This window comes from Sphingobium sp. PNB, from assembly GCF_019873065.1.
Lineage (GTDB): Bacteria > Pseudomonadota > Alphaproteobacteria > Sphingomonadales > Sphingomonadaceae > Sphingobium > Sphingobium fuliginis.
The window spans coordinates 1-25,713 of the sequence record NZ_JAINEZ010000077.1 but is presented as its reverse complement, the minus strand read 5'-3'; the positions used below and the strand labels follow the sequence as shown (position 1 = coordinate 25,713).

The 25,713-nt window shown below is 65.3% G+C and carries 27 protein-coding genes; 15 read left to right on the top strand and 12 right to left on the bottom strand.

The window, feature by feature from the left end; translation table 11 throughout:
* Positions 1 to 104 precede the first annotated feature (104 nt).
* A complete protein-coding gene (gene sppA, locus K7W03_RS20820; protein WP_222887235.1) occupies positions 105 to 2,006 on the bottom strand; it encodes a signal peptide peptidase SppA in 1,902 nt (633 codons plus the stop codon).
* A gap of 155 nt (positions 2,007 to 2,161) precedes the next feature.
* Between sppA and gpmA the strand changes: the two genes are divergently transcribed.
* From gpmA to K7W03_RS20780, 8 genes are all read left to right on the top strand, one after another.
* The gene (gene gpmA / locus K7W03_RS20815; protein WP_048578042.1) at positions 2,162 to 2,848 is read left to right on the top strand and encodes a 2,3-diphosphoglycerate-dependent phosphoglycerate mutase; all 687 of its coding nucleotides are present in this window, start codon (positions 2,162 to 2,164) and stop codon (positions 2,846 to 2,848) included.
* 100 nt (positions 2,849 to 2,948) lie between these two features.
* Positions 2,949 to 3,443 (top strand): 5-(carboxyamino)imidazole ribonucleotide mutase, encoded by a 495-nt coding sequence (gene purE, locus K7W03_RS20810; protein ID WP_222887234.1) that lies wholly within the window; start codon positions 2,949 to 2,951, stop codon positions 3,441 to 3,443.
* A gap of 1 nt (position 3,444) precedes the next feature.
* Entirely contained in the window at positions 3,445 to 4,515 is a 1,071-nt protein-coding gene (locus tag K7W03_RS20805) for a 5-(carboxyamino)imidazole ribonucleotide synthase (protein ID WP_222887233.1), read from the top strand.
* Between the two features lie 131 nt (positions 4,516 to 4,646).
* Positions 4,647 to 5,174 carry a dihydrofolate reductase gene (locus K7W03_RS20800; protein ID WP_222887232.1) on the top strand — a complete coding sequence of 176 codons (528 nt, stop codon included), beginning with the start codon at positions 4,647 to 4,649 and terminating at the stop codon, positions 5,172 to 5,174.
* An 8-nt stretch (positions 5,175 to 5,182) separates the two neighbouring features.
* Positions 5,183 to 6,121 (top strand): bifunctional riboflavin kinase/FAD synthetase, encoded by a 939-nt coding sequence (locus K7W03_RS20795; RefSeq protein ID WP_222887231.1) that lies wholly within the window; start codon positions 5,183 to 5,185, stop codon positions 6,119 to 6,121.
* 122 nt (positions 6,122 to 6,243) lie between these two features.
* Entirely contained in the window at positions 6,244 to 9,141 is a 2,898-nt protein-coding gene (gene ileS / locus K7W03_RS20790) for an isoleucine--tRNA ligase (protein WP_222887230.1), read from the top strand.
* 58 nt (positions 9,142 to 9,199) lie between these two features.
* A complete protein-coding gene (lspA, locus tag K7W03_RS20785; RefSeq protein ID WP_102999670.1) occupies positions 9,200 to 9,715 on the top strand; it encodes a signal peptidase II in 516 nt (171 codons plus the stop codon).
* On the top strand, positions 9,715 to 10,125 hold the full coding sequence (locus K7W03_RS20780; RefSeq protein ID WP_025550052.1) for a DUF3035 domain-containing protein: 411 nt from the start codon (positions 9,715 to 9,717) through the stop codon (positions 10,123 to 10,125). Before lspA ends, K7W03_RS20780 begins: the two co-directional genes overlap by 1 nt.
* 16 nt (positions 10,126 to 10,141) lie before the next feature.
* Here K7W03_RS20780 and K7W03_RS20775 read toward each other — a convergent pair whose 3' ends face one another.
* The 8 genes from K7W03_RS20775 to K7W03_RS20740 all read right to left on the bottom strand — a co-directional run bounded on the left by K7W03_RS20775 (position 10,142) and on the right by K7W03_RS20740 (position 18,305).
* Complete coding sequence (locus K7W03_RS20775; RefSeq protein ID WP_044662499.1) at positions 10,142 to 10,471, bottom strand: ArsR/SmtB family transcription factor; 330 nt, start codon at positions 10,469 to 10,471, stop codon at positions 10,142 to 10,144.
* Positions 10,458 to 10,913, bottom strand: a complete 456-nt coding sequence (locus tag K7W03_RS20770; RefSeq protein WP_140042134.1) for an SRPBCC family protein — start codon at positions 10,911 to 10,913, stop codon at positions 10,458 to 10,460. The genes K7W03_RS20775 and K7W03_RS20770 overlap by 14 nt, the downstream gene beginning before the upstream one ends.
* A gap of 65 nt (positions 10,914 to 10,978) precedes the next feature.
* Positions 10,979 to 12,913, bottom strand: coding sequence for a 1-deoxy-D-xylulose-5-phosphate synthase (gene dxs / locus K7W03_RS20765; protein WP_222887229.1), 1,935 nt, complete (start codon positions 12,911 to 12,913; stop codon positions 10,979 to 10,981).
* Between the two features lie 106 nt (positions 12,914 to 13,019).
* Positions 13,020 to 13,490, bottom strand: coding sequence for a Fur family transcriptional regulator (locus K7W03_RS20760; RefSeq protein ID WP_025550048.1), 471 nt, complete (start codon positions 13,488 to 13,490; stop codon positions 13,020 to 13,022).
* Positions 13,491 to 13,542: 52 nt separating this feature from the next.
* A complete protein-coding gene (locus K7W03_RS20755) occupies positions 13,543 to 13,869 on the bottom strand; it encodes a DUF423 domain-containing protein (RefSeq protein WP_025550047.1) in 327 nt (108 codons plus the stop codon).
* The gene (locus K7W03_RS20750; protein WP_222887228.1) at positions 13,866 to 15,686 is read right to left on the bottom strand and encodes a monovalent cation:proton antiporter-2 (CPA2) family protein; all 1,821 of its coding nucleotides are present in this window, start codon (positions 15,684 to 15,686) and stop codon (positions 13,866 to 13,868) included. Before K7W03_RS20750 ends, K7W03_RS20755 begins: the two co-directional genes overlap by 4 nt.
* Positions 15,686 to 16,108 carry an iron-sulfur cluster assembly scaffold protein gene (locus K7W03_RS20745; protein WP_025550045.1) on the bottom strand — a complete coding sequence of 141 codons (423 nt, stop codon included), beginning with the start codon at positions 16,106 to 16,108 and terminating at the stop codon, positions 15,686 to 15,688. The genes K7W03_RS20750 and K7W03_RS20745 overlap by 1 nt, the downstream gene beginning before the upstream one ends.
* A gap of 118 nt (positions 16,109 to 16,226) precedes the next feature.
* Complete coding sequence (locus tag K7W03_RS20740; protein WP_222887227.1) at positions 16,227 to 18,305, bottom strand: transglycosylase domain-containing protein; 2,079 nt, start codon at positions 18,303 to 18,305, stop codon at positions 16,227 to 16,229.
* A gap of 109 nt (positions 18,306 to 18,414) precedes the next feature.
* Here K7W03_RS20740 and K7W03_RS20735 point away from each other — a divergent pair, with 109 nt between their 5' ends.
* Positions 18,415 to 18,615: a hypothetical protein gene (locus K7W03_RS20735; RefSeq protein ID WP_025550043.1), complete on the top strand. Its 201-nt coding sequence runs from the start codon at positions 18,415 to 18,417 to the stop codon at positions 18,613 to 18,615.
* A gap of 24 nt (positions 18,616 to 18,639) precedes the next feature.
* On the opposite strand, the gene K7W03_RS20730 is transcribed toward K7W03_RS20735, so the two are convergent.
* Positions 18,640 to 19,935 carry an MFS transporter gene (locus tag K7W03_RS20730; protein WP_048578639.1) on the bottom strand — a complete coding sequence of 432 codons (1,296 nt, stop codon included), beginning with the start codon at positions 19,933 to 19,935 and terminating at the stop codon, positions 18,640 to 18,642.
* Between the two features lie 155 nt (positions 19,936 to 20,090).
* Between K7W03_RS20730 and pgsA the strand changes: the two genes are divergently transcribed.
* The 3 genes from pgsA to K7W03_RS20715 are packed head-to-tail and all read left to right on the top strand — an operon-like array spanning position 20,091 to position 21,355.
* On the top strand, positions 20,091 to 20,654 hold the full coding sequence (gene pgsA / locus K7W03_RS20725; RefSeq protein WP_025550041.1) for a CDP-diacylglycerol--glycerol-3-phosphate 3-phosphatidyltransferase: 564 nt from the start codon (positions 20,091 to 20,093) through the stop codon (positions 20,652 to 20,654).
* A gap of 3 nt (positions 20,655 to 20,657) precedes the next feature.
* Complete coding sequence (moaD, locus tag K7W03_RS20720) at positions 20,658 to 20,918, top strand: molybdopterin converting factor subunit 1 (protein WP_025550040.1); 261 nt, start codon at positions 20,658 to 20,660, stop codon at positions 20,916 to 20,918.
* Positions 20,915 to 21,355, top strand: coding sequence for a molybdenum cofactor biosynthesis protein MoaE (locus K7W03_RS20715; protein ID WP_222887226.1), 441 nt, complete (start codon positions 20,915 to 20,917; stop codon positions 21,353 to 21,355). Before moaD ends, K7W03_RS20715 begins: the two co-directional genes overlap by 4 nt.
* Positions 21,356 to 21,436: 81 nt before the next feature.
* Here the strand turns inward: K7W03_RS20715 and K7W03_RS20710 are convergent, their stop codons facing one another.
* Together K7W03_RS20710 and K7W03_RS20705 are read right to left on the bottom strand one after the other, a co-directional pair.
* Positions 21,437 to 22,363 (bottom strand): hydrogen peroxide-inducible genes activator, encoded by a 927-nt coding sequence (locus tag K7W03_RS20710; RefSeq protein WP_025550038.1) that lies wholly within the window; start codon positions 22,361 to 22,363, stop codon positions 21,437 to 21,439.
* Between the two features lie 39 nt (positions 22,364 to 22,402).
* Complete coding sequence (locus tag K7W03_RS20705) at positions 22,403 to 23,176, bottom strand: sulfite exporter TauE/SafE family protein (RefSeq protein ID WP_044662493.1); 774 nt, start codon at positions 23,174 to 23,176, stop codon at positions 22,403 to 22,405.
* A 160-nt stretch (positions 23,177 to 23,336) separates the two neighbouring features.
* On the opposite strand from K7W03_RS20705, the gene epsC reads away from it, so the two are divergent.
* From epsC to K7W03_RS20690, 3 genes are all read left to right on the top strand, one after another.
* Positions 23,337 to 24,047, top strand: coding sequence for a serine O-acetyltransferase EpsC (gene epsC, locus K7W03_RS20700; protein ID WP_044662492.1), 711 nt, complete (start codon positions 23,337 to 23,339; stop codon positions 24,045 to 24,047).
* The gene (locus K7W03_RS20695) at positions 24,047 to 24,406 is read left to right on the top strand and encodes a DUF2794 domain-containing protein (protein ID WP_061935257.1); all 360 of its coding nucleotides are present in this window, start codon (positions 24,047 to 24,049) and stop codon (positions 24,404 to 24,406) included. The genes epsC and K7W03_RS20695 overlap by 1 nt, the downstream gene beginning before the upstream one ends.
* Positions 24,407 to 24,700: 294 nt before the next feature.
* A complete protein-coding gene (locus tag K7W03_RS20690; RefSeq protein ID WP_044662490.1) occupies positions 24,701 to 25,633 on the top strand; it encodes an NAD(P)H-dependent flavin oxidoreductase in 933 nt (310 codons plus the stop codon).
* Positions 25,634 to 25,713 lie beyond the last annotated feature (80 nt).

Here is a 25,713-nt window from a genome sequence, read left to right as displayed (position 1 = left end):
CACGCTCCTTCGCCGCCAGGGCTTCCCATCCCCCTCCCTCAAGGAAGAAAGGAATGTCCTGCACTGATCATCAATCCCCATGCCACATCAAGCAGCACCGCACATCACCGCCACAGCCCAAGCAGCAGCGCCACCATCCCCCGTTCATCCGCCGCCGTCGCCACCCGCGGCGCGCCATAGCCCCGGCACTCCAGGCAATCGGCCCGCACGCCCGCGCCGCTCACCAGCGCGCGCACATCGGCGACGGCCTGCAAAGCCCAGTTCCGCTGCACGATCGCCTGCCGCCCGAGCAGGTCGCGCCCGACCATGGCTGACGGGGCCCCGGCATCGTCCTCATCCTCCCGATCCATGATCGACTGGACGAATTCGGCGAACTTGTCCGGTTCCTTGGCAATGCGATAGGGCCTGGCCTTGGCCGGATCGATCTTCGCCAGCTTCGCAGCCTCGGCAATCGCCTCTTCCAGCCCGCCGAAGCGATCCACCAGGCCGATCTGCCGCGCCGTGCCGCCGTCCCAGACGCGGCCCTGCGCAATGGCATCGATCTGCTGGGGGGGCTTGCGGCGCGATTGCGCGACCAGCCCGACGAAGCGAGCGTAAATATCCTCGACCCCCATCTGCATGATCCGGTCGAACTCCGGCGTGGTGCCCCCGGCAATGTCCGGCTGGCCCGACAGCGGCGTCGTCTTCACGCCGTCGGTGGTGACGCCCATCTTCGCCAGAGTGCCCTCGAAGCTGGGTATGATGCCGAACACGCCGATCGAACCGGTGATCGTATCCGGCTCCGCGAAGATCACATCGGCCGGCGTCGACACCCAATAGCCGCCGCTGGCCGCCACATTGCCCATGGACACCACCACCGGCAGACTTTCGGACTTCGCTTCCATGATGGCGCTGCGGATCTTCTCCGACGCCATCACCGATCCGCCCGGCGAATCGACCCGGACCACCAGCGCCTTCAGGTCCTTGTCCGCCAGCGCCTTGCGCAGCAGCGCCGAAATCGTGTCGCCCGCCGCCGTGCCCGGCCCCGCCTCGCCATCGACGATGTCGCCCGCAATGGTCAGCACGCCGATCTCGCCGTCATTGGCGGGTTTGTGCGCCCTCATATAGTTTTTAAGATCGATGGCGGCGAAATTCCCGGCCCTGTCGTCCGGCGCATCGCCCGCAACCTCGGCCACCCGCGCGCCGAAGGCCGCTTCGTCGCCCACCCGGTCGACCAGCCCGGCGCCCAAGGCCGCCTTCGCCAGATTGCCGCCAGCCGCCTCCGCCAGAGCCGCCGGATTGCCGACATAGGCCGCCAGCCGCGCCCTGGGCCGCGCCTTGGCCACTTCCTGCCGCCAATCCTCCCACAGCGCATCGGCGAGCGCCTGATTGGCCTGCTTCGCTTCCGGCGACTGGCCGGTCCGCGTGAAGGGCTCGACGAAGCTCTTGTAGGTGCCGACGCGATAGACATGGGTGTTGACCCCCAGCTTGTCGATCAGCCCCTTGTAATACAGCCCCGATCCGCCGCGCCCGGTGATCGCCACGCCGCCCAGCGGGTCCACCCAGCTTTCGCTCGCATGCGCGGCCAGTTGATAGCTGTCGTCGCTGTAGATGGCCGCATAGGCGAAGACCGGCTTCTTCGCCGCGCGCACCGCGTCCAGCGCCTTGCCCACCCGCGCCAGCGCCACCTGACCGCCGCCCATGAAACCATCCAGGTTCAGCACGACGGCCTTCACCTTCCTGTCGTCCCTGGCGGCATCCAGTGCGGCAACGATGTCGGCCAGCCCATATTCCTTCGCCCGGTCGCTCCCGCCCGACAGCAGCGCCATCGGATCGATTTCCGACGGCTGTTCGACGATGGTCCCGTCCAGTTTCAGCAGCAGCGCGCCGCTGCCGACGCTCTGCGCGGGCTTGGGCGACCAGGACAGGGCGGCATAGAGCGCCCCGAAGAACATCAGCAGGAACAACAGCACCAGCCCGTCCTTGATGGCCACCAATATGCGCCACACGCCCTTCACAAATGCCAAGTTGCCGGTTCCTTCCTTCAGCTTCTGCGTGGGCTATCCCATCGACGGACCGACTGCAATGTGGGGGCAGGCCGGGGCCGCGCAAGCTTGCGTCGGATATTTCCCGCGCTATGGGAGGGCGCAATTCTTGGTTTCTCGTGCAGGAGACACGCTTCATGCCCACGCTCGTCCTCATCCGCCACGGCCAGTCGGCCTGGAACCTCGAAAACCGCTTCACCGGCTGGTGGGACGTCGACGTTACCGAAAAGGGCGCGGAGGAAGCCCGCGCCGCCGGCCGCCTGCTCAGGGAAAAGGGGCTGGACTTCGACCAGTGCTACACCTCCGTCCAGACCCGCGCGATCAAGACGCTGAACCTGGTGCTGGAGGAAATGGGCCGCCTGTGGCTGCCGGTCGAAAAGGACTGGCGCCTGAACGAACGCCATTATGGCGGCCTTACCGGCCTCAACAAGGCGGAGACGGCGGCCAGGCATGGCGACGCGCAGGTGAAGATCTGGCGCCGCAGCTTCGATACGCCGCCGCCGCCGCTGGAGGCGGGCAGCGAGTTCGACCTGTCGAAGGACCGCCGCTATGCCGGCATTCCGATCCCCTCGACGGAATCGCTGAAGGACACGATCGCCCGCGTGCTGCCTTATTGGGAAGAGCGGATCGCCCCCGACCTCAAGGCTGGCAAGCGCGTCGTCATCTCCGCCCACGGCAATTCCCTGCGCGCGCTGGTGAAGCATCTCTCGAACATTCCCGACGATGAGATCACCGAACTGGAAATCCCGACCGGTCAGCCCATCGTCTATGAACTCGCCGACGACCTGACCGCCAGGGACCGCTACTACCTGTCGGAACGCTAGAAAGGCCCCTCCCGCAGGGGAAGAAAGAAGCATTGCCCCTCCGCGAACCTCCCGCTAAGGGGCTTTGCTTTCCGCATGATCAGGGAAAGTGCGAAGCGAAATGACCGGGGCACTCGAAGCCGTGCAAGTCGGCATCATCATGGGCAGCCGATCCGACTGGGAAACGATGCGCCACGCGGCGGACACGCTGAAGGCCCTCGGCGTCGCCCATGAATGCAAGGTCGTCTCCGCCCACCGCACCCCTCAGCGCCTCTACGACTATGCCACCGGCGCGGTCGGGCGGGGCCTGAAAGTCATCATCGCCGGAGCCGGTGGCGCGGCGCACCTCCCCGGCATGGCCGCCTCCATGACGCGCCTGCCAGTGCTGGGCGTGCCCGTGGAATCCAAGGCGCTGAAGGGCATGGACAGCCTGCTTTCCATCGTCCAGATGCCCGGCGGCGTTCCGGTCGGCACGCTCGCCATCGGCAAGCCCGGCGCGATCAACGCCGCGCTCTTCGCCGCCTCGATCCTCGCCAACACCGACGAAGCGCTGGCGCAGCGCCTCGACGCCTGGCGCGAAAAGCAGACCAACGACGTAGCGGACACCCCCGAATAAGATGACCATCATCGCGCCCGGCTCCACCATCGGCATATTAGGCGGCGGCCAGTTGGGCCGGATGATCGCCATCGCCGCCGCGCAGCTTGGCTATCGCACGCACATCTACGCCCCGGAATCGAGCGGCCCCGCCGCCGACGTCTCTCCCCGCTGGACGCAGGGCGCCTATGAGGATGCCGACGCACTGGCGGCCTTCGCCGACAGCGTCGACGTCGTCACCTATGAGTTCGAGAATATCGATCCCTCGGCGGTCGAAGTCCTCGCCACCCACGGTCTCGTCCGCCCCGGCGCCCAGGCCCTGCGCGTGGCGCAGGACCGTCTCGCGGAAAAGCGCTTCGTCTGCGACCTTGGCGGCCTCACCGCGCCCTTCGCCCCGGTCGAAAGCCTGGACGACCTCGAAGAGGCGCTGGACCAGATCGGCAGCAGGGCGATCCTCAAGACCAACCGCATGGGCTATGACGGAAAGGGGCAGGCGCGCCTCTCCGATCCCGGCGATGCGGTCGGCGCGTGGAACGCCATTGGCCGCCAGAGCGCCATCCTCGAAGGCTTCGTCACCTTTGCGGAGGAATTCTCCGTCATCCTCGTGCGCGGCGCCCATGGCGACATCCGCTTCTGGGACAGCGCCGCCAATGTCCACAGGGACGGCATTCTCGACAGTTCGACGGTTCCCGCCGGCGCGCGGATCGAAGGCCAGCTTGCCGAAGCCCGCGCCCTGGCGTCGAAAGTCGCCGACGCGCTCGACTATGTCGGGGTCCTGACGCTGGAATATTTCGCCAGCGCCGATGGCCCGGTCTTCAACGAAATGGCCCCGCGCGTCCACAATAGCGGCCACTGGACCATCGAAGGAGCGGTGACGAGCCAATTCGAAAATCATGTCCGCGCGATCTGCGGCCTGCCGCTGGGCGACACCGGCCTCGCCGCGACGAAGGTGGAGATGCGCAACCTGATCGGCGTCGAGGCCAATGACTGGCTGCAGATCCTGTCCGATCCTGCCAATCACCTGCACCTCTACGGCAAGCATGAAGCCCGCCCCGGGCGCAAGATGGGCCATATCACCCGCCTGACCCTCTAACCTCTCCTCCTTCGCCCTGAGCTTGTCGAAGGGGTTCACTTCTCTTTAAAGGGGAGGCGATGGGGGCTTCGAAAGGCTCCGCCCGAACGCAGGATGGGTGTCGTGATCGATCAAATATTGGCCCGAACCGCATGACCAGTCCCACCGCCGAAATCTTCCTCATTCTGGCCCGCGCCGACAATGGCGTGATCGGCCGGGACGGCGATCTGCCCTGGCGCCTGCCCGCCGACCTCCGGCATTTCAAGGCGCTTACCCTCGGCCACCCGATGATCATGGGCCGCAAGACCTTCGACAGCCTTCCCGGCCTGCTGCCCGGCCGCCGCCATATCGTCCTGACCCGCGACAGCGCATGGAGGGGGGAGGGCGCCGAAACCGCCCACAGCCCGCGGGACGCCATAGCCAGGGCCGCATCGCCCACCGTCACCGTCATCGGCGGCGCGGAAATCTACAGCCTCTTCCTGCCTTTCGCCCATCGCATCGAACTCACAGAGGTCCATGTGGATGCGGAAGGCGACACCCGCATCGCCTATCCCGATCCCGCCGACTGGCGGGAAGTCGCCCGGCAGGACCATCCGGCCGAAAATGGCCGCCCCGCCTACAGCTTCGTCACTTTCCTCCGCGCCGCCGCGCATTGCCAGCGGCCGGACGCATCCCTATAGCGCCCCTCATGGAGCGGCTGCACAGCGGCGCCCCGATGCCCGCGCATCTGCGCGGCAGCATCATGGCGCTGGGGAATTTCGACGGATTTCATGCCGGGCATCAGGCCGTGGCCCGCCGCGCCATAGAGCTTGCCCGCGCGCAGGGCAGGCCCGCTGTCATCGCCACATTCGACCCGCATCCGATGCGGCTCTTTCGCCCGGAAACCCCCTGGTTCCGTCTGACCACCCTCGACCAGCGGGAACGCCTCTTCGCCCGCGCGGGCGCCGACGCGATGCTGGTGTTCGATTTCACCCGCGAACTGGCCGCGCTGGACCCGCTCTCCTTCGTTCGCCTGCTGGTCGGCTGGGGCGTAGCCGGAGTCGTCACGGGGGAGGATTTCACCTTCGGCAAGGACCGCGCGGGCTCCACCCGGAGCCTTGCGCAACTGGGCGCGCCGCTCGGCCTTGCCGCCGAAGCCGTACCCCCGGTCACCGGCGCGGATGGGGAGATCATCTCCTCCACCCGCATCCGCAAGGCGCTCCAGTCCGGCGACTGCGCGACCGCCACCCGCCTGCTGACCCGCCCCTTCGCCATTGAAGGCGTGGTCCAGCATGGCGACAAGCTCGGCCGCACCATCGGCTTTCCAACGGCCAATATCGATCTTGGCCATTATCTGCGCCCGGCCTATGGGATCTACGCCGTGCGCGGGCTGCTGGCCGATGGGCGCGTGCTGGACGGCGCGGCCAATCTCGGCATCCGTCCCAGCTTCGATCCGCCCAAGGAATTGCTGGAGCCGCATTTCCTCGACTTCGCCGAAAATCTCTACGACCAGCGGATCGAGGTTCAACTGATCCACTATCTTCGTCCTGAAGCGAAATATGACGGCCTCGACGCGTTGATGGCCGCCATCGCGAAGGATTGCGACGATGCGCGGCAAATCCTTGCGGGAACGCCGCACCTCGCCTAATGCACCGGGCATATTTCTCACCCGTTCGGGCTGAGCCTGTCGAAGCCCTTTTCTTTCCTTGAGGAAGAGCGCGATCGTTCGACAGGCCGGAACGAACGGATTATTTCACCGCCGGACCCAAAATGACCGATCAGCCTCGCCAAGAAACCCAGGATTACAAGAGCACCGTCTTCCTGCCCGTCACCGACTTTCCGATGAAGGCGGGCCTCGCGCAGAAGGAACCGGCGATCCTGGCCCGCTGGGAGGAAATGGACCTCTACGGCAAGCTGCGGGAGCGGCGGAAGGGCCGCAGGCGCTTCATCCTCCACGACGGCCCGCCCTATGCCAATGGCGACATTCATATGGGCCATGCGATGAACAAGGTGCTGAAGGACATCATCGTCCGCAGCCAGTCGCTGCTGGGCTATGACGCGCCTTATATCCCCGGCTGGGACTGCCACGGCCTTCCCATCGAATGGAAGATCGAGGAGGAATATCGCAAGAAGAAGCAGAACAAGGACGAGGTTCCGGCCCAGGAATTCCGCGCCGAATGCCGCGCCTATGCCGACAGGTGGGTGGGCGTGCAGAAGGAACAGTTCAAGCGCCTTGGCGTCATGGGCGACTGGGACGATCCCTATCTCACCATGAAGTTCGACGCCGAAGCCACCATCGTGGGCGAACTGCTGAAATTCGCGGAAAGCGGCCAGCTCTATCGCGGCGCGAAGCCCGTCATGTGGTCCCCGGTCGAAAAGACCGCGCTGGCCGAGGCGGAGGTCGAATATGAGGACATCGTGTCGACCCAGGTCGACGTGGCGTTCGAGATCGTCGAAGCCCCGAACGCGCCCGAACTGGTCGGCGCGCATGCGGTGATCTGGACGACCACGCCCTGGACGATCCCGGTCAATCAGGCTTTGGCCTATGGCCCCGAAGTCGATTATGTCCTCGTGGAAAGCAACGGCCGCAAATTATTGCTGGCCGAAGCCCTCGTCCCCTCCGTCCTCCTGCGTCATTCCCGCGAAGGCGGGAACCCATCTCCCGACGCCGCCTCCACCGCGACGCCTGAGGCAGAAATCCTCTGGCGCGGCAAAGGCGCCGACCTCGCCGGAGCCGTCGCCTGCCACCCCATGCACGCCCTTGGCGGCTTTTTCGCCAAACCCCGCCCGTTCCTCGCGGGCGATTTCGTCACCACCGACGCGGGCACCGGCCTCGTCCACATGGCCCCCGACCATGGCGAGGACGACTTCGCGCTCTGCAAGGCGAACGGCATCAACCCGGTCTTCGCCGTCGAAAATGACGGCAAATATCGGGAGGACTGGCTCTGGCTGGGCGGCCAGGGCAGCGTCATCAACCCGAAATTCGTCGGCAGGGACGGACCCATCTGCACCGACCTGCGCGAAGCCGGCGGGCTTCTGGCTGCGTCCGATGACTTCAAACACAGCTATCCCCATAGCTGGCGCTCCAAGGCGAAGATCATCTTCCGCTGCACCCCGCAATGGTTCATCCCCATGGACCAGAATCCCTCTCCCCTTGCGGGAGAGGGAAGGGGCCCGCTCGCGCAAGCGAGTGGGAAGGGTGAGGGCGACAACGCCGCCACCCTGCGCGAACTCGCCCTCAACTCCATCGAACACACCCGCTGGGTGCCGGAACGCTCGATCAACCGCATCCGCTCGATGGTGGAGGGCCGCCCGGATTGGGTGATCAGCCGCCAGCGCGCATGGGGCGTCCCAATCGCCCTCTACGTCCATCGCAAGACCGGCGACTATCTGGTTGATAAATCAGTCAATGCCCGCATCCTCGAAGCGTTCAGGGGCGCGGGCGCCGATGCGTGGTTCGGCGCCGACCACCAGGCGCTGCTCGGCCCCGATTACGACCTCAACGACTATGAGGTGGTGAACGACATTCTCGACGTCTGGTTCGACAGCGGCTCGACCCACAGCTTCGTGGTGGAGGGCCGATACGGCGAAGGCGTCCGCGCCGACCTCTATCTGGAAGGCTCCGACCAGCATCGCGGCTGGTTCCAGTCCTCGCTGCTGGAAAGCAGCGGTACGCGCGGCCGCGCGCCCTATGACGCCGTCCTCACCCACGGCTTCGCGCTGGACGGGCAGGGCCGCAAAATGTCGAAGAGCCTCGGCAATGTCGTCGATCCGCTGAAGGTCATTGCCGAAAGCGGCTCCGACATCCTGCGCGTCTGGGTCGCCAGCACCGACTATTTCGACGACGTCCGCATCGGCAAGGAAGTGCTGGCCGGTTCGTCCGACGCCTATCGCAAACTCCGCAACACTTTCCGTTACTTGCTGGGCGCGCTTTCCGACTTTTCTGAAGAGGAAAGGCTGCCCGTCGCTGAAATGCCGGAACTGGAGCGCTACATGCTCCATCTGCTGGCAAGGCTGGACGCCGATCTCCGCAGCGTGGTCGACAAGGCGGCCGGCAGCGAGAACTGGCTGGAATTCAGCCGCTACACCCGCGCACTGATGGATTTCGCGAACAGCGACCTTTCGGCCTTCTTCTTCGACATCCGCAAGGACTGCCTCTATTGCGATGCGAAATCGGACCCGAAGCGCCGCGCCTACCGCACCGTGCTCGACACGCTGTTCCACGCGCTGGTCCGCTACGCCGCGCCGATCATCCCCTTCACCGCTGAGGAAGTGTGGCAAAGCCGCTATCCAAATGCCGAAGAAAGCGTGCATTTCCTGGAATGGCCGACCGTCGATGCGGCATGGCTCGACCAGAGCCTGGACGACAAATGGGCGGAGATCCGCAACCAGCGCGATCAGGTCAACGAAGCCATCGAACCGCTCCGCCGCGAAAAGGTCATCCGCTCCAGTCTGGAAGCCGATGTCACCATGGGTGAACTGGTCCCCAGTGACGGTGTGAACTTCGCTGAAATCGCCATCGTCGCCCGCATCGAAATGGGCAAGGGCGACGGCATCGTCGTCAAGCCCAGCGACTGGCACAAATGCGGCCGCTGCTGGCGCCTGCTGCCGGAGGTCGAGGAAGACGGCGCGCTCTGCAACCGCTGCGACGAGCTTTTGTCGGCGTGAGCATGAAGCGCTTGCCAGTGCAGGGGGGGACCAAGTTATGCAGGTTGAGCACTAATTGATGCCAAATTCCGTCCACCATCGCCCTCTGGGCCTGATCGTCGCGACCGTTACGCTCGTGCTCGACCAGCTCGTCAAATATACCGTCACCTATCCCCTCGCGCTGAAAAGCCGGATGGACGACGGCATTGAAATCCTGCCGATCTTCCGCCTGCGCTGGCTGGAAAATCGCGGCGTTTCCATGGGCTTCTTCCACGCTGACACGAACATGATGCGCTGGATACTGGTCGGCATGACCATGCTGATCGCGGGTTTCGTGGCCGTGTGGATGTGGCGCGAAAAGGCGCGTCAGGACGTCGCGGCGCTCGGCCTCGTCCTGGGTGGCGCCATCGGCAACATCATCGACCGCATGCGCCTGGGCTATGTGGTCGACTATGCCGACCTGCATTTCGGGGAGTGGCGGCCTTTCCTGATTTTCAACCTGGCCGATGCAGCCATCACTTTCGGCGTGCTGATCCTGCTTGCGCGGGCGCTTCTGCTGCGCGAGAAGGGCGCAAAGACGGAGTCAATGAACTGATGCGTAAACTGATCCTCGCCGCTGGCCTGATTTCCATGCTGTCCGCTTGCGGCGGTGGCGGCGGCCTTTTCAACCGGTCGCGTCCCGACGAATTTGCCGTTTCGCGCCAGGCTCCGCTTGTGATCCCGCCTGATTTCGCGCTGGTTCCGCCCGCGCCCGGCACGCCTGCCGCCGCGTCGGTCGATTCGAGCAAGGCTGCGATGGACGCCATGTTCGGCGGCCCCGCTGCCCGCAGCCCGGGCGAAAGCGCCACTCTGAACGCTGCCGGCCGCGCCAATGCCGCCGCGGGCATTCGTTCCTCCGCCGGCGATCCGGCGACCGAAGTGGTCGAAAAGGGCGCAACCACCCGCGACATCATCGCCGCCCCCGAAGGCGACGGTCAGGACGCGCGCGCGGCCACTCCGCAATAATCGGAAAAACCGGAATTCAGGGCTGGCTCTCGACGAAATCCTTGAGCCGGCCCAAAGTCCCATCCCATTGACTGCCGACCTTGGCGAGCCAGTCCCTGGCCTCTGCGACACCCTCGGGCCGCAGGCTGAACAGCGCCTCGCGCCCGGCCCTGGTCCGCGTGACGAGTCCGGCGCCAAGCAGCACATCCAGATGCTTGGCCACCGCCTGGCGGCTGATCGGCAACCCATGGCCCAACTGACCGATCGAACGCTCTCCGCCATCGGCAAGCCGCCCGATCATGCCCAGCCGCGTCGCATCTCCCAAGGCCGCGAAAAGTCGGGCTGGGGCAGCGTCAATGCTCGGCATAGTCGCGAATATTCTTCACCTGCTCCGCCCAGCCGCCTTCATTGTCCCGCATGACATTGCTTCGCCGGGGTTCGGGAACCTTGTCGAAGCCGCTTTCCGTGACCGTCAGCCGGGTGCCCAGGGCGGTCGGCTCCAGCACGAATTCGACCAGCGTCCATTCGGACACGGCCACGCCGCTTTCCATCAATTCCTTGTCGCCGCCGGTCGCCGGCCATTCATAGGCGAAGCGCGTCATCGGCTCGATCGCCACGACCCGCGCTTCCCAGCGATAATCCTCATATCCCGGATAGGTCATATATCCGGTCGAAGCCGCCCCTACGGCAAAGGGCTGATCGAGAGCGACCCGGAACCAGCTCCCGAACTTCTCATGATCGATCAGCGCGTCCCACACCCTTTCGACAGGGGCGGCGATTTCGATGGTCTTGGTGATGGAATCAGGCATATAGGCAACCTCCGGATTGCCCATATGCGCTCATAACCTCCATCATGCAACCTTTTGGTTGCTTATCATGCCCGGACTTCGGTTCCGATCCCGGCGCTGTTATGACGCAGGGCCGTCAGCACCGTGTCGACTATGGCGCTCGCGTCCAGACGGGCGTCGGCATATTGCTTTTCCGGCTTGTCCTGATCCTGGAAGATGTCGGGCAGGCGCATGGTGCGCAGCTTGAGACCGTTGTCGATCAACCCCTGATCGCTAGCCAATGTCAGCACATGCGCCCCCAGCCCGCCGACCGAGCCTTCCTCTATGGTGACGGCAACCTCATGCGTGGTCAGCAACCTGCGGATCAGCGCTTCGTCCAGCGGCTTGGCAAAGCGCAGGTCCGCCACGGTCGTGGACAGTCCCTTGGCCTCCAGCGTTTCCGCCGCCTTCAGCGCCTCCTCCAGCCGGGTTCCGAGAGACAGGATCGCGACCTGCCGTCCTTCCCGCACGATCCTGCCCTTGCCGATTTCCAGCTTTTCCGGCGTGGCGGGCAGGACGACGCCCGTGCCGTTGCCGCGCGGGTAGCGCACCGCAATCGGCCCATCGTCGTGCAGGGCGCTGGTGTGGACCATATGGACCAGTTCCGCCTCGTCCGCTGCCGCCATGACGACGAAATTGGGCAGGCTGGCAAGATAGGTCACATCGAAACTGCCCGCATGGGTCGATCCGTCGGCACCGACGAGGCCGGCCCGGTCTATGGCGAAGCGCACCGGCAGATTCTGGATCGCCACGTCATGGACGACCTGATCATAGGCGCGTTGCAGGAAGGTCGAATAGATGGCGCAGAAGGGGCGCATGCCCTGCGCGGCAAGCCCGGCGGCAAAGGTCACGGCATGCTGTTCTGCAATGCCGACGTCGAACGTCCGGTCGGGAAAGGCGGCGCCGAACTTGTCCAGCCCCGTTCCCGACGGCATGGCGGCGGTGATCGCGCATACCGCCGGGTCGCGTTCCGCCTCTGCGATCAGCGCCTGGGCGAAGACGCCGGTATAGCTGGGCGGACCGGGAGGCGCCTTGGCCTGCGCGCCGGTGATGACGTCGAACTTCTGCACGCCATGATATTTGTCCGCCGCCGCCTCCGCCGGAGCATAGCCCTTGCCCTTCTGCGTCACGACATGGACGAGGCATGGCCCCTCCGCCGCGTCGCGGACATTCTCCAGCACCGGGATCAACTGGTCGAGATTATGCCCATCGATGGGGCCGACATAATAGAAGCCCAGTTCCTCGAACAGCGTGCCGCCCATCGCCATGCCGCGCGCGAACTCGTCGGTCTTGCGCGCCGCATTGTGAAGGGGGCGGGGCAGCCGCCGGGCCAGCCGCTTGGCAAGGTCGCGCAGGCCAAGGAACTCCCGGCTCGACACCAGCCGCGCCAGATAGGCCGACAGCCCGCCGACCGGCGGCGCGATCGACATGTCGTTGTCGTTCAGGATCACGATCAGCCGGTTCCCGGCCTCCCGCGCATTGTTCATCGCCTCATAGGCCATGCCCGCCGACATGGAGCCGTCGCCAATCACGGCGATCGCCTTGCCGGGCTGACCCTTCATCCTGTTCGCCACGGCAAAGCCGAGAGCCGCGCTGATCGAGGTCGAGCTATGCGCGGCGCCAAAAGGATCGAACTCGCTCTCCGCCCGCTTGGTGAAGCCGCTGAGGCCGCCGCCCTGACGCAGCGTGCGGATGCGGTCGCGCCGTCCGGTCAGGATCTTGTGCGGATAGCATTGATGGCCGACGTCCCAGACCAGCCTGTCGTTCGGCGTATCGAACACATAATGGATGGCGGTCGTCAGTTCCACCACGCCCAGGCCGGAACCCAGATGACCGCCGGTCACGCCGACGGCGGAAATCACCTCCTGCCGCAGCTCGTCGGCCAGTTGCCGAAGCTGGCCCGGTTGCAGCTTGCGCAGGTCCGCGGGCCAGACGACCTGGTCGAGCAGCGGGGTGGAAGGACGATCGTTCATGAAAGACATAGACTCCCGAACGCAGGAAGTTCCCTGCTTGCCGCATTTTCCGAGTCAGCAGATCGCATCCGCTTCGAAAATGCTCTGGGCCGTTCCGGGCGAAAGCGCAACGCCATCACGCGGCGCATTTGGCGCAGATGCCCAATATCTCGATGACGGGGCGATCCGGCTGAAAACCCTCGCCCCGGGCCACTGCGCGGACCTTGTCGGTCACCTTGTCGTCGTCGACATGCGTCGCCTGCCTGCAGCGGGTGCATACCAGGAAGATGCAGTCGTGATGGCAGCCCGGATGCACATTGGCGATATAGGCATTGGCGCTTTCCACCCGCATCGCGATGTTGTTGTTCACGAACAGGTCGAGGATGCGATAGACGCTGTTGGGCGCCACCCGCTTGCCCCGCGCCTTGGACACGCTGTCGGCTATGTCATAGGCGGATGCGGGGGTTTCCTCCGCCGCCAGCGCATCGAAAATGGCCGCGCGCATCGGCGTCCATTGTTCCTGGCTCGCCTCCAGCGTGGCGCGAGCGGCATCCGCGAGACTGTCGCTCGACGGTTCATGATGGTCGTGATGATGATGGTCGGCCATGGGTTCAATCTAAGCCTGGGTTAATGCGGGGGCAAGTGGCGGGCGCGGTCCGTCAGCCGCGCCAGTAGATCCACGCCGCCCATATCCAGCCGGCGATCATCAGCGTCCCTCCGACGGGCGTGACCGCGCCCAGCCATTTGGGAGCGCCCAAGGCCATGGCGTAGAGGGTGAAGGCGAAGATCGCCGCTCCGCCAAGATGCAGCGCCGCCGGACCCCGCGCCACCCCCATGATGGCGAGCGCGCCCACCGCATGGACGAGCTGATAGAGCCCGCCGGTGCGCAGCCACTCCGCCGCCTGCGGGCTGGCCGCGCCATGCGCGCCGAAGGCGCCTGCCGCTATCGCCACGGCCGCCGATAATGCAGCCAGAACCGCGATCATGCCTCTTCCTCCCTATCGCCGCGCGCCAGCAGACGCATTTGCCTGCCGGGCCGATACATCAGCTCCTTCGCCGCCATCAGATTGCCATGCTCCATCTGGAGCGCCATGCGCTGTTCGTCATTGCGGCGATATTGACGCTCCACTTCCTCGACCTCTTCCGGCGGAACGCCAAGTGCCTGCATCGCCAGAACGCCCATGCAGATGGCGGATTCGAACACTTCGCGCACGACGCCGGCCAGATCCATGTCCTTGAGCGCCAGCAACTGCCGCCGGTCGAAGGCGCGTACCACCAGCGCCGCCTGCGGAAAAGCCTCGGCTATCGGTTCCAGCACCCGCCCGTCGAGCGAAGGATCGTCGATGCAGAAGGCGATCAGCCGCGCCTCTTCCGCGCCAGAACGGCGCAGCAGGTCGATGCGCGTGCCGTCGCCATAATAGACCTTCATGTCGAAGCGGCTGGACACTTCGATCTGCGACGGCTTCTTGTCGATCAGCACGACGCCGAAGCCATGGCCCATCAGCATCTGCGCGACGGTCTGCCCGAAACGGCCATAGCCGACGATGATCGCCGTGCCGCGCGGCGCCTCCTCGGGCGTGGGCAGGTCCGGCTTCGCCTTGGGCCTGGCGAATTCCAGCTTGCGCGCGAACAGCATCAGGAAGGGCGTCGTCGCCATGGAGAAGGTGACGATGGCGCTGAACAGGCTGGCGGCCTGGGGAGCGATCAGCAGCGCGCTCTGCGCCTGAGCGAACAGCACGAAGCCGAATTCGCCCCCCTGGCTCAGCAGCAGGCCGGAGCCGATGGCCTGGTTCCATTCCATGCCGAACAATCGGGCAAGGCCGGTGATCAGCGCCGCCTTGGTCAGCACCAGTATCGCCGCCATGCCGATGACGAACAGCGGATTGGCGGCCACCGCATGCAGGTCCAGCACCATGCCGACCGCCAGGAAGAACAGGCCGAGCAGGATCGAGCGAAAGGGTTCGACATCCGCCTCTATCTCATGGCGATAGGGCGAATCGGCCAGCATCACGCCCGCCACGAAGGCGCCGAGGGCGGTCGAAAGGTGCAGCGCGTGCATCAGCGCGGCCGCCGCCAGCACGGTGAACAGGCCGACGACGACGAACAGCTCCCGCTCCCCCAGCCGCCCGACCAGATGGAGCAGGGGGCGCAGGATGAAGCGGCCCGTCAGGACCAGCCCGGCGATGGCGGCCACCGTATAGCCCGCCATCAGCCATCCCGGCGGACCGGCCGCATCGGCCGGGTTGCGGGACAGCGCGGCGACGATGGTGATCAGCGGGACGATGGAAAGATCCTGGAACAGCAGGATCGAGAACACCTTTTCACCGAAGGGCGAATTGATCCGGCCGCTGCTCTTGAGGCCCGGCAGAACCTGCGCCGTGGAGGAAAGCGCCAGCGGCAGCCCCAGCGCAATGGCCGCCCCCCAGGTGAAGCCGGTCGTGTAGAAGATGATCGCCGTCAGCGCGCATCCGCACAGCACCACCTGCGCCATGCCGAGCGCGAAGATGTCGCGCTTCAGCCGCCAGAGCCGGGCCGGATGCAGTTCGAGGCCCACCAGGAACAGCAGCAGCACGATGCCGATCTCGGCTATGGCGAGCTTCGATTCCGCTCCGCCGACAAGCCTCAGGCCCTGAGGACCCACAAGTGCGCCCGCAACCAGATAGCCCAGCACGGCGCCCAGCCCAAGGCGACGGAACAGCATGACGAACAGCACTGCCGCGCCCAGCAGGATCACGCCTTCCGACAACAATATATCGGTGGCGGAAACAGGTACCGCAGCAGTTGGCCCAGTCTGCCCCTGCATCAGGCGTCGGCCATGCGCGCGGCTTCGGCAATGGCTTCGAAGCCCAGCCGGATGGAGGCGTGGCGGGCCGGATAATCGCGGGCGGGCGCGAGCACGGCCAGCCCCGGCCAGAAATCCAGCTCATCGCTTTCCCCCGCCAGATAGGCGGTCAGCCGGTCCCGCGCCTCCGCCAGTTCGCCGGCCGTGAGGCCGATCGCCTGCGCGGCCATCAGCGCCGCGGAGGCCTGCCCCAGCGCGCAGGCCTTCACGTCCAGCCCCATGTCGGCCAGCCGGCCATCTTCCATTCTGACGTCGGCGGTCACGCGCGATCCGCAAGTGGGCGAGCGCTTCTCGACGCTGGCCTGCGCGTCGGGCAGCCGCTTGTGATGGGGTATGTTCGCGGCCAGCCGCAAAATGTCCTTGTTGTAGAGGGGGGCGCTCATTCCGATCCATGTAGGGCAGGATGCGTTCAGGAGAAAGGGCGGAAGGGGTCGTGCATGGCGCCGGCGGGAAAATATTGCATGTGGCGGCGCAGGCAGGCGCGCATCCATTCCGCCGCCGTCAGGGCTGTTGATCGGTGGTCCCGGGACTGGCCGGAACGATCACGCGCGGCGGCGGCGCGCCCGGCTGCGGTCCGGGCACGCCGGGCGGCGGCCCCTGCGGCTGGTCGATGGGCAGGCGAAGCTGGCCGCCGCCGATATTCACCGTCACCCCCTCCGTATCCAGGCCCACGCTCATATTGCCGAGCCCGGCCTCCGTCGCGACATTGGCTATGGCGTTGACCAAATCGCTGTCCCTGCTTTCCTCCGGCGCATCCTCGACCGGCTCGTTGATCGCGCCCGCCATGAAGGTCCGCCAGATGCGGGCGGGCACGCCGCCGCCCGCCGCGCCGCCGGGCAGGGGCGTATTATCGTCATTGCCGATCCACACCGCCGTCACCAGCCCGCCCGCATAGCCGACGAAGATCGCGTCGCGGCTGTCCTGCGTCGTCCCCGTCTTGCCGAAGGTGCTGGTGCGAAGCGCGGCCGCGCTGCCGGTGCCGCGATTGGCGGCGGAGGACAGGAGGTCGCGGATCATCTCCAACTGGTCGTCGCTGAAATGCTTCTGGCGGCTCATCAGCCGGTCGAACCAGCCCTGCTCCTCCGGCGGCAGGCCGTGCGCCAGCACCGGATAGGCGCCCGCCGCCACTGCCGCATAGGCCTCCGTCAGTTCGACGAGCGGTATTTCCGACGTGCCGAGCGCCAGGGTCAAATCCTCCGTCAAAGGGGCCGTCACGCCCAGATCGCGCGCCACCTTGATGACATTGTCGACACCCACCTTCTGCGTCAGCCGTACCGCGGCAACATTGCTGGACGCGGCGAAGGCCTGCCGCAATGTGATCCGCCCGCGATATTTGCCGCCATGATTGGCCGGGCGATAGCTGCCCGTGGTGATCGGCGTGTCCTCGATGAAGTCGTCGGGCGTCATGCCGGCCCGGAAGGCGGCAAGATAGACGAACAGCTTGAAGGTGGAACCCGGTTGCCGCTTCGCCTGGACGGCGCGGTTGAAGGCGCTCTCGCCGTAATTCCTGCCGCCGACCATCGCGACCACGCTGCCATCGGGCTTCATCGCGACCAGGGCGGCCTGCGCCTTGCCCAGCGGGGCGCGGCGGATCGCAGCCTCCGCCAGCCGCTGGATGCGCCAGTCGAGCGTGGTGGCCACATTCTGCGCGCCATAGACCGCGCCGGCCCTGTCCCGCGCCTGCGGCAGCACCCAGTCCGCAAAATAGGTGCCGCTGGTCGGGTCGGGCGCTTCATGCACGTTGAGCCGCGCCGGGGGCAGGGCGTCGCGTTCCGCCTTGGTGATGTAGCCAGCCTCGACCATCGCCTGCGTCACCAGGGCGGCGCGGTCGCGCGCGCCCTTCAAATTGGCGGTCGGCGCAAGGCGGGATGGCGCCTTCAGCAACCCCGCCAGCATCGCCGCCTGGGGGATGGTCAACCGTTCCGGCTGGCGGTTGAAATAGTGCAGGGACGCGGCCCGCAGGCCATAGACATTGTCCCCGAAATAGACGTTGGACAGATAGCGCTCCAATATCTGGTCCTTGGTAAGCCACGCCTCCAGCCAGAAGGCGATCAGCGCCTCCCGCGCCTTGCGCCCGAAGGTCCGGTCGCTGGAGAGGAACACGCCCTTGGCAAGCTGCTGCGTGATCGTGCTGCCGCCCTGGGAGGAGCCGTTGGACCAGAGATTGTGCCAGGCTGCTCGCGCTATGCCTCGTGGATCGACGCCCCAATGGTCATAGAATCGCCGGTCCTCGATCGCCATGAAGGCCTGCGGCACATGCTTGGGCAGGGCCGCGACGGTGACGGGCTTGTCGATGATCGCGCCGCGCCGCGCGATCAGATGGCCGTCCGCCGACATCAGGCTGATGCTGGGGGGCGCGATGGGCTTCAGGGATCGGGACATGGGCGCCGTCACCGCGAGCCAGGCGATGAGGATCATCAGCAGCGCCAGCAGCGCTGCGACCACCCATCCCGCTATCTGCACCCGGCGTTTCCATGGCCGCGGCGGCGCGAAGGCGCTGGGCGGTCCGGCGCCGAAGGCGCGGGGCGGCAGGGCGTCAGGGTCGGAAAGGGGCAGGGGATCTTTCATCGCTTCGGTCATGCTGTGTTATTTGCCTGACACGGTCAAGCGTGTCCCGTCGCGGGACAATCGGGGGTTAACTTTAAATCGCGATATTCCAAAAGGTAAAGAATCTCTTAACCTGTGCGTCATGAGAAGCAGACCTCTAGTCCTGACGAGCGAGTCGGCGCGCCATCCGTTCCGGCAGCGGTTGCCGCGCCATGTCCTGCGCGTCGTCGAACCGGCCCCCGCCGCGCGCGAACGCCCGCCGGTTTCCGACGACAATGACTGGAAATTGTTTGTGCTGAGCTTCGGTGCCTTCTTCACGGCCTTCTACAGCTTTATCTTTTAATCGCTTCTTATCAGCCACGCACCGTCAATCGCATGCCTTGTGCAGCGTCCAGGCGATCCACGCGCAGGGCAGGCACAGCGCCGCCACCAGCAGCAACTGGTTCACCACGGAAAGGCCCGCGATGCTGAGGCTGATGGTCAGCAGCGATCCCAGCACCATCGCCCCTGAATTGACGATGTTGTTCGCCGCGACCGTTCGCGCCGCCTCGCATTTTTCGACCGTCGTGGTGAGGAAGGCGTAGAGCGGCACCACGAACATCCCGCCGAAGGTCGCCACGCAGAGCAGGCAGAGCGACAGCGGGATCGCCAGCGGGTGATAGAGGAATCCCGCCAGCGAGAGCATCTTTCCATCCGATCCCGCCATCCAGAGGTCGCAAACGATGTGGAAGGCGACGATGCTGATCCCCATGCCGATGACGGAGGCGGGCGCATATCGGGCCGATACATGGCCGCTCAGCAACCGGTTGATCGCCACCGACCCGATGGCGATGCCGATGGAAAAAATGCCCAGGAACAGGCTTGCGACGGATTTGTCGGCGCTCAGCACATTCTTGACCAGCGGCGGGAACTGGATGAACAGCACCGTGCCGACTGCCCAGAAAAAGCTGATCGCCATGATGGCGAGGTAGAGCCGCCGGATGTGCATCGTTCCCCGCACCAGCGCGATCGAGGATCGGATGATGTGGAAATCGATCGGTTGCCGCTCCAGCAGCGACGGCGCGGCGGGCACGTTGCGCCCCGCCAGCCAGCCTATCACCGCCGTCAGGATGATGCAGACCGCCGCCGCCTGCACGGGGATGATCCCGGCCAATATGGTCCCGGCAAGGATGGCGATATAGGTTCCGGCCTCGACCAGGCCGGTTCCGCCCAGCACTTCCTCGTCATGCAGGTGCTGGGGAAGGATCGCATATTTGATCGGCCCGAAGAAGGTCGAATGCACCCCCATGGCGAACAGCGCGACCAGCAGCAGTGGAATGGCGAGCAGATGGACCGCGATCCCGCTCCAGATCAGCGCCAGCCCGGCCGCGCCGACCGCCATGATGACGATTTCGGCGGCCTTGACGATGCGGATGATCGCCGCCTTGTCCCGCTGGTCGGCCAGCTGGCCCGACAGGGCGGACATCAGGAAGAAAGGCAGGATGAAGACGCCGGTCGCCAGCGCGCTGAACCAGGTTTCCGACTTCTCGTCATTATAGACGGTATAGACGACGAACAGCACCATCGCGTTCTTGAACAGATTGTCGTTGAAGGCGCCAAGGAGCTGAGTGATGAAAAGCGGCAGAAAACGTCGCTTGTTGAGGAGCCTTAGAGAGGCTTGCATGGGCGAGGGGGTCTTCTTCGCTGTGGATGAGCGTGGCGGGGTCTAGCGATAGAAGACGGGTCAGCACAACCCCTCTGCGCGAAACCTTGCCGCCCGTCCTCTCCCATGTTGCGCATCCGCTTGTGCGCCGGCCCCGACTGTGGCAGTCCGCCGCCATGCTGACGCTGCCCAATCTGCTGACGCTTTCGCGCATCCTGACCGTGCCGCTGCTGGTCGCCCTGTTGTGGCCGGCGGAGATCGGCGCGCGCTGGACGACCGGCTATATGCTGGCCTTCGCGCTATATTGCCTGATGGGGATCACCGATTATTTCGACGGCTACCTCGCCCGCGCTCAGGGCGCCGTATCGAAACTGGGGATCTTCCTCGATCCCATAGCGGACAAGATCATGGTGGGGGCGGTGATCCTGATGCTGTCGGCCACGCGCGACATTTCGGGCATCCATATCGCCGCCGCGATGATCATCCTGCTGCGCGAGATCGCGGTTTCGGGCTTGCGCGAATTCCTGGCCGGGCTCCAGGTTTCCGTGCCGGTGTCGCGCCTCGCCAAATGGAAGACGACCTTCCAGCTCATCGCGCTGGGCGCGCTGATTCTCGCCGGCGCCGTACCGCAATTTCCGTTCGTGCAACTGGTCGGCATCGCCACGCTCTGGGCGGCGGCGATACTGACGCTGGTCACGGGCTGGGACTATCTGCGCGTCGGCATCAAGCATATGGATTGAACCATGGCCGACCTCACGCTCGTCTATTTCGCCTGGGTCCGGGAGGCCATCGGCCGGGATGAGGAGCGGGTGGAGCGGCCTGCCGCCGATGCCACCGTCGCCGCGTTGATCGCCGCGCTGGCCGCGCGGGGCGGCGGTTATGCCGAGGCGTTCGCCCGGCCGGACAGGCTGCGCGCGGCGCTGGACCAGCATTTCGTGCCGATGGACAGCCCGATCGGGGACGCGAAGGAACTGGCGATCTTCCCGCCGGTCACGGGCGGATGAACCGCGTCTCCATCCAGGCCGAGGATTTCGATCCGGCGGTGGAACTGGCCGCGTTGGAGGCCAGCGGCGGCGGGGGCGTCGCCAGCTTCACCGGCATCGTTCGGGGGGAAGGCGGGTTGGTCGCGCTCGAACTGGAACATTATCCGGCGATGACGACGGCGCAGGTCGAACGCATCGTCGCGGAGGCGAGCGACCGCTGGCCCCTGCTGGGGGTTCGGGTGATCCACCGCTTCGGTCGGCTGGAGCCGGGCGAACGCATCGTGTTCGTCGGCACGGCCTCGCGCCACCGCACAGCCGCGCTGGAAGCTTGCGCCTTCCTCATCGACTGGCTGAAATCCTGGGCGCCCTTCTGGAAGAAGGAACATTTCCCGGATCGGACGAAATGGGTCGAAGCCCGCGTCGAGGATGATGCGAAGGCCGAGAGCTGGAAGCGTTGAGCAAAAATCTGCCCTGTTCCTGCTTCCGCGGGAACAGCATGTTTCTCTCCAGCCATCGCCCGCCAGCAATGGGTCCTGAGCCTAGGCCGCCGCGCTGACCTCCGGCAAGTCCGCCGCGTCGCGCAGCAATTCCGCCAGCAGCCGGAATTCCTTGTCGCGCGGGCTGTTCTTGCGCCACACCAGGGCGATGTCGCGATGGGCCCGTTCCGACCGGAGCGGCCGGGCGGTGATCTGCGTATGGTCGAGCAGGCCGCTCGCAATCGCCATTTCCGGCATGATCGTCATGCCCAGGCCATTGTCCACCATCTGCACCAGCGTATGCAACGACGTGCCCATCATCATGGCGCTCGCCCGGATTTCCGGCCGGTTGCACGCGGCCAACGCGTGATCCTTCAGGCAGTGCCCGTCCTCCAGCAGCAGCAGCTTGGTTTCATCGATCATTTCCGGCGCGATCCATTCGGGCGGATCGCGCGGATCGTCCCGGGGAAAGGCGACATAAAGCCGGTCCTGGAACAGAAATTCGCTGTCCAGCTCGCCGGTGGGAAAGGGCAGGGCGAGCAGCACGCAATCCACATTGCCGTGCCGCAGCGATTCGATGGCGGCCTGCGTCGTTTCCTCGCGCAGGTACAGCTTCAGTTCCGGCCGTTCGCCCCGCAACCTGGGCAGCAGGCGAGGGAGCAGGAAGGGCGCGATGGTGGGAATGACGCTCATCCGCAGTTCGCCGGTCAGCGGCTTTCCCGACGCTTCGGCAATGGCGGCCAGTTCTTCGGCTTCGCGCAGCACCCGGTGCGCCTTTTCCACGATGCGGTCGCCCAGGGCGGTGAACCGCACCACCCGGCGCGTCCGCTCGACCAGCGTGATGCCGATCAGCGATTCCAGCTCGCGAATGCCGGCCGACAGCGTCGACTGGGTGACGAAGCAGCTATCCGCCGCCTTGCCGAAATGGCCATGCTCCTTTAGCGCCACCAGATATTGCAGCTGCTTGAGCGTCGGCATGTAACTCGACATTGATCGCCTTCCTCGATTGGAAAGCCCAATATAATTGTCTTAGCCGATATATCCAAGCCATTTGGCCACGCCGAACAAGGATGTGAGGGTCAGGATCGATCCCACGGCGATGAACAGCGTCCGGGGCGAGACGTGCCGGGCCAGCATCGCGCCGAACGGGGCCGCGATCACGCCGCCGATCAACAGGCCGACCGTGTAGGTGGTGAAGGTTTCCCACCCCAGATGCAGCAGGAATGTGATGCTGATGGAGGTGGTCAGGATGAATTCGACGCTGTTGACCGTGCCGATGGTGTGCCGGGGGCTGGACCCCTGGATTAGCAGGTTCGACGTCACCACGGGGCCCCAGCCGCCGCCGCCGGTGGCGTCCATGAAGCCGCCGACCAGGCCCAGGGGCCCCACCCATTTGGGATTGCGCGCCTGGGGCGGATAATGAAAGCCCCGCCACACCAGATAGATGCCGATGGCCGTCAGATAGGCCTGGACGAACGGCTTAATCATCGCCCCGTCCACATTGGACAGGAGATAGGCGCCCGCCACCCCGCCGATCACGCCCGGAATGATGAGGCGCGCGAACAGGCGCCAGTCGACATTGCGATGGATGATGTGGCTGATGGCCGACACCCCGGTGGTGAAGGTTTCCGCCGCATGGACGCTGGCCGATGCCCTGCTGGGCGGCACGCCGAGCGCCAGAAGCAGCGTGCTGGAAATGACGCCATAGGCCATGCCCAAAGCGCCGTCGATCATCTGGGCGCCGAAACCGATGAGAATGAAAGGCAGGATTTCGCCGAAATGGGCGATAAAGATGTCGATCATTCATTGGTTCCTGTTATGATTGTCTACCGCCTTGATTGGTATATCACGGGCCGCCAAGAAACTTTCTGTTTTATCGGGCGAAGCCGAAATAGCCCGCCATCTGGAAAATTCATCCTTTTGCGCTTATGTACCGTCTGGTCGGTTTCATCAGGGGCGCTTCATGCTGCGCAATCTTATTGCTTATCTGGACTCGGTCAAATCACGCGACCCTGCCCCGCGCTCGCGCGCTGAAATCCTGCTCTATCCGGGCGTCTGGTCGCTGGCTTTCCACCGCGTGGCGCACCGCCTCTACCGCGCGCGGCTCTATTTCCTGGCCCGTGCGGTGAATCATTTTTCGCGATTCCTGACCGGCAACGACATTCATCCCGGCGCCCGCATCGGCAAGCGCTTCTTCATCGACCATGGCTTCACCGTGATCGGGGAGACGGCGGAGATCGGGAACGACGTCACCCTCTATCAGAACGTGACGCTGGGCGGGACCGATCCCGCCAACGGCATCGCGGGCAAGCGCCACCCGACGCTGGAAGACGGCGTGATCGTCGGTTCCGGCGCTCAGGTTCTGGGCCCCGTCCGCGTCGGCGCCCGCGCCCGCATCGGCGCCAATGCCGTGGTGACCAAGGATGTGAAGGAAGGCGCGACCATGGTCGGCATTCCCGCGCGGCCCATGCTGGTCGACGTGACGGCCTATCAGCGGGAATTCCTGCCCTATGGCACGCCATGTTCCGACTGCGTCGATCCGGAAAAGCAGAAGCTGGAACTGCTCCAGCTTGAAATCGACCAGTTGCAGAAGCGCGTGGCCGAACTGCTTGCCGAACGGGGCGGTGCGCCCGTGGATGACGTTCGCCTGGTCAAGGAGCGTGGCCGCGCCTGATGAGCAACGTGACGCCGTTCCCGTCGCAAGCGGCCCCGGGTGCAAGGGGGACGGCCAGCCAGACCGGTTTCGATCGTCTCGAACTCCAGCGGATCATGGATCTTTACGGCCGCATGGTCGCGGCGGGCCATTGGCGCGACTATGCCATCGACCTGGGCCGCGAAGCCGCGATCTTCTCCGCCTTCCGCCGCTCCGCCGAACGCCCGGAATTCCGCATCGAAAAACGGCCCTCCCTGCGGAACCGCCAAGGCATGTGGGCGCTGATCGGAGAGGCCGGGCACGTGTTGAAGCGTGGCGCGGAACTGCAGGGGATACTCGCGCCGGTGGAACGGCGGCTGCTCAAGATCGTGGGGGATTGACGCCCCCGCGCCCCGCCAGGGCATGGCGGGTAGGGAGCGGACGTTGGCGGTCCCGCTATGGCTCCTGCCTTCGCGGGAGCATCATGTGCCTGACGTCCCTTATTGACCCCTTCCCGCGAAGACCTGCGACTTCCGGTTCGGCAGGACCATAATCATCAGAATAGCGATCATTCTTGACCCTACGGCATTGCGGAAGATGCCGCTCTCCCGGCAACAGCGCCAAGATTCCGCCTTTTTAGCCGCTCGTGTAAATGATAGCGCCGTCATGGAAATCATGAAGGAGAGGCTTCGCCCATGAGCTTGCCGGCATTTTTGGAAGGCCGTTTGTCCCTGCCGTTGATCGGTTCGCCGATGTTCATCATCTCCCAGCCTGCGCTGGTGATCGCCCAGTGCCGTGCCGGGATCGTGGGTTCCTTTCCCTCGCTCAATGCCCGTCCGTCCGGGGTATTCGAACAATGGCTTCAGCAATTGAACGAGGCGCTGACGGACAGGGACGCCCCCTTCGCGGTCAACCTGATCGTGCACAGGACCAACAGCCGGCTGGAGGAGGATCTCGCCCTCTGCGTCAAATATCGCGTGCCGATCGTGATCACGTCGCTGGGCGCGCGGGAGGATGTGAACCGGGCGGTGCACAGCTATGGGGGCATCGTGCTGCACGACGTCATCAACAATGTCTTCGCGCGCAAGGCGATCGAGAAAGGCGCGGATGGCCTGATCGCCGTCGCGGCGGGGGCGGGCGGGCATGCCGGCACCCTGTCGCCCTTCGCGCTGGTGGAGGAAATCCGGGCCTGGTTCGACGGGCCGCTGGCCTTGTCGGGCGCGATCGCCACGGGCCGGTCGATCGCGGCCGCGCGGATGATGGGGGCTGACTTCGCCTATATGGGTTCCCCCTTCATCGCGACGGAAGAGGCCAATGCCGAACCGGCCTATAAGCAGATGATCGTCGACAGCGGCGCGGCGGACATCGTCTATTCGGATTATTTCACCGGCGTGCTCGGCAATTATCTGCGCCCCAGCATCGCCGCGGCAGGTCTGGACGCCGACAAGCTGCCCAAGGCGTCGGAAATGGATTTCTCCAGCGACGCGGGCGGCGACAAGAAGGCGTGGCGCGATGTCTGGGGCGCGGGTCAGGGGATCGGCGCGATCCGCAAGGTTCAGTCCGCCACGACCTTCATCGCGCAACTGAAATCGGAATATCAGGCAGCCGTCGCCGCCTTCGGAGCCTAGAGCGTTTTCCAAGCAGATGGAATCATCTGCTGACTCGGAAAACGCGACAAAACAAAAACTTAGAGCAGTCGAGCCGATGC

What these genes read in the sequence shown, in the direction of transcription:
- gpmA (WP_048578042.1), top strand. Translation starts at nt 2,162, where the DNA reads ATGCCCACGCTCGTCCTCATCCGCCACGGCCAGTCGGCCTGGAACCTC.
- purE (WP_222887234.1), top strand. Translation starts at nt 2,949, where the DNA reads ATGACCGGGGCACTCGAAGCCGTGCAAGTCGGCATCATCATGGGCAGC.
- K7W03_RS20805 (WP_222887233.1), top strand. Translation starts at nt 3,445, where the DNA reads ATGACCATCATCGCGCCCGGCTCCACCATCGGCATATTAGGCGGCGGC.
- K7W03_RS20800 (WP_222887232.1), top strand. Translation starts at nt 4,647, where the DNA reads ATGACCAGTCCCACCGCCGAAATCTTCCTCATTCTGGCCCGCGCCGAC.
- K7W03_RS20795 (WP_222887231.1), top strand. Translation starts at nt 5,183, where the DNA reads ATGGAGCGGCTGCACAGCGGCGCCCCGATGCCCGCGCATCTGCGCGGC.
- ileS (WP_222887230.1), top strand. Translation starts at nt 6,244, where the DNA reads ATGACCGATCAGCCTCGCCAAGAAACCCAGGATTACAAGAGCACCGTC.
- lspA (WP_102999670.1), top strand. Translation starts at nt 9,200, where the DNA reads ATGCCAAATTCCGTCCACCATCGCCCTCTGGGCCTGATCGTCGCGACC.
- K7W03_RS20780 (WP_025550052.1), top strand. Translation starts at nt 9,715, where the DNA reads ATGCGTAAACTGATCCTCGCCGCTGGCCTGATTTCCATGCTGTCCGCT.
- K7W03_RS20775 (WP_044662499.1), bottom strand. Translation starts at nt 10,471, where the DNA reads ATGCCGAGCATTGACGCTGCCCCAGCCCGACTTTTCGCGGCCTTGGGA.
- K7W03_RS20770 (WP_140042134.1), bottom strand. Translation starts at nt 10,913, where the DNA reads ATGCCTGATTCCATCACCAAGACCATCGAAATCGCCGCCCCTGTCGAA.
- dxs (WP_222887229.1), bottom strand. Translation starts at nt 12,913, where the DNA reads ATGTCTTTCATGAACGATCGTCCTTCCACCCCGCTGCTCGACCAGGTC.
- K7W03_RS20760 (WP_025550048.1), bottom strand. Translation starts at nt 13,490, where the DNA reads ATGGCCGACCATCATCATCACGACCATCATGAACCGTCGAGCGACAGT.
- K7W03_RS20755 (WP_025550047.1), bottom strand. Translation starts at nt 13,869, where the DNA reads ATGATCGCGGTTCTGGCTGCATTATCGGCGGCCGTGGCGATAGCGGCA.
- K7W03_RS20750 (WP_222887228.1), bottom strand. Translation starts at nt 15,686, where the DNA reads ATGCAGGGGCAGACTGGGCCAACTGCTGCGGTACCTGTTTCCGCCACC.
- K7W03_RS20745 (WP_025550045.1), bottom strand. Translation starts at nt 16,108, where the DNA reads ATGAGCGCCCCCCTCTACAACAAGGACATTTTGCGGCTGGCCGCGAAC.
- K7W03_RS20740 (WP_222887227.1), bottom strand. Translation starts at nt 18,305, where the DNA reads ATGACCGAAGCGATGAAAGATCCCCTGCCCCTTTCCGACCCTGACGCC.
- K7W03_RS20735 (WP_025550043.1), top strand. Translation starts at nt 18,415, where the DNA reads ATGAGAAGCAGACCTCTAGTCCTGACGAGCGAGTCGGCGCGCCATCCG.
- K7W03_RS20730 (WP_048578639.1), bottom strand. Translation starts at nt 19,935, where the DNA reads ATGCAAGCCTCTCTAAGGCTCCTCAACAAGCGACGTTTTCTGCCGCTT.
- pgsA (WP_025550041.1), top strand. Translation starts at nt 20,091, where the DNA reads ATGCTGACGCTGCCCAATCTGCTGACGCTTTCGCGCATCCTGACCGTG.
- moaD (WP_025550040.1), top strand. Translation starts at nt 20,658, where the DNA reads ATGGCCGACCTCACGCTCGTCTATTTCGCCTGGGTCCGGGAGGCCATC.
- K7W03_RS20715 (WP_222887226.1), top strand. Translation starts at nt 20,915, where the DNA reads ATGAACCGCGTCTCCATCCAGGCCGAGGATTTCGATCCGGCGGTGGAA.
- K7W03_RS20710 (WP_025550038.1), bottom strand. Translation starts at nt 22,363, where the DNA reads ATGTCGAGTTACATGCCGACGCTCAAGCAGCTGCAATATCTGGTGGCG.
- K7W03_RS20705 (WP_044662493.1), bottom strand. Translation starts at nt 23,176, where the DNA reads ATGATCGACATCTTTATCGCCCATTTCGGCGAAATCCTGCCTTTCATT.
- epsC (WP_044662492.1), top strand. Translation starts at nt 23,337, where the DNA reads ATGCTGCGCAATCTTATTGCTTATCTGGACTCGGTCAAATCACGCGAC.
- K7W03_RS20695 (WP_061935257.1), top strand. Translation starts at nt 24,047, where the DNA reads ATGAGCAACGTGACGCCGTTCCCGTCGCAAGCGGCCCCGGGTGCAAGG.
- K7W03_RS20690 (WP_044662490.1), top strand. Translation starts at nt 24,701, where the DNA reads ATGAGCTTGCCGGCATTTTTGGAAGGCCGTTTGTCCCTGCCGTTGATC.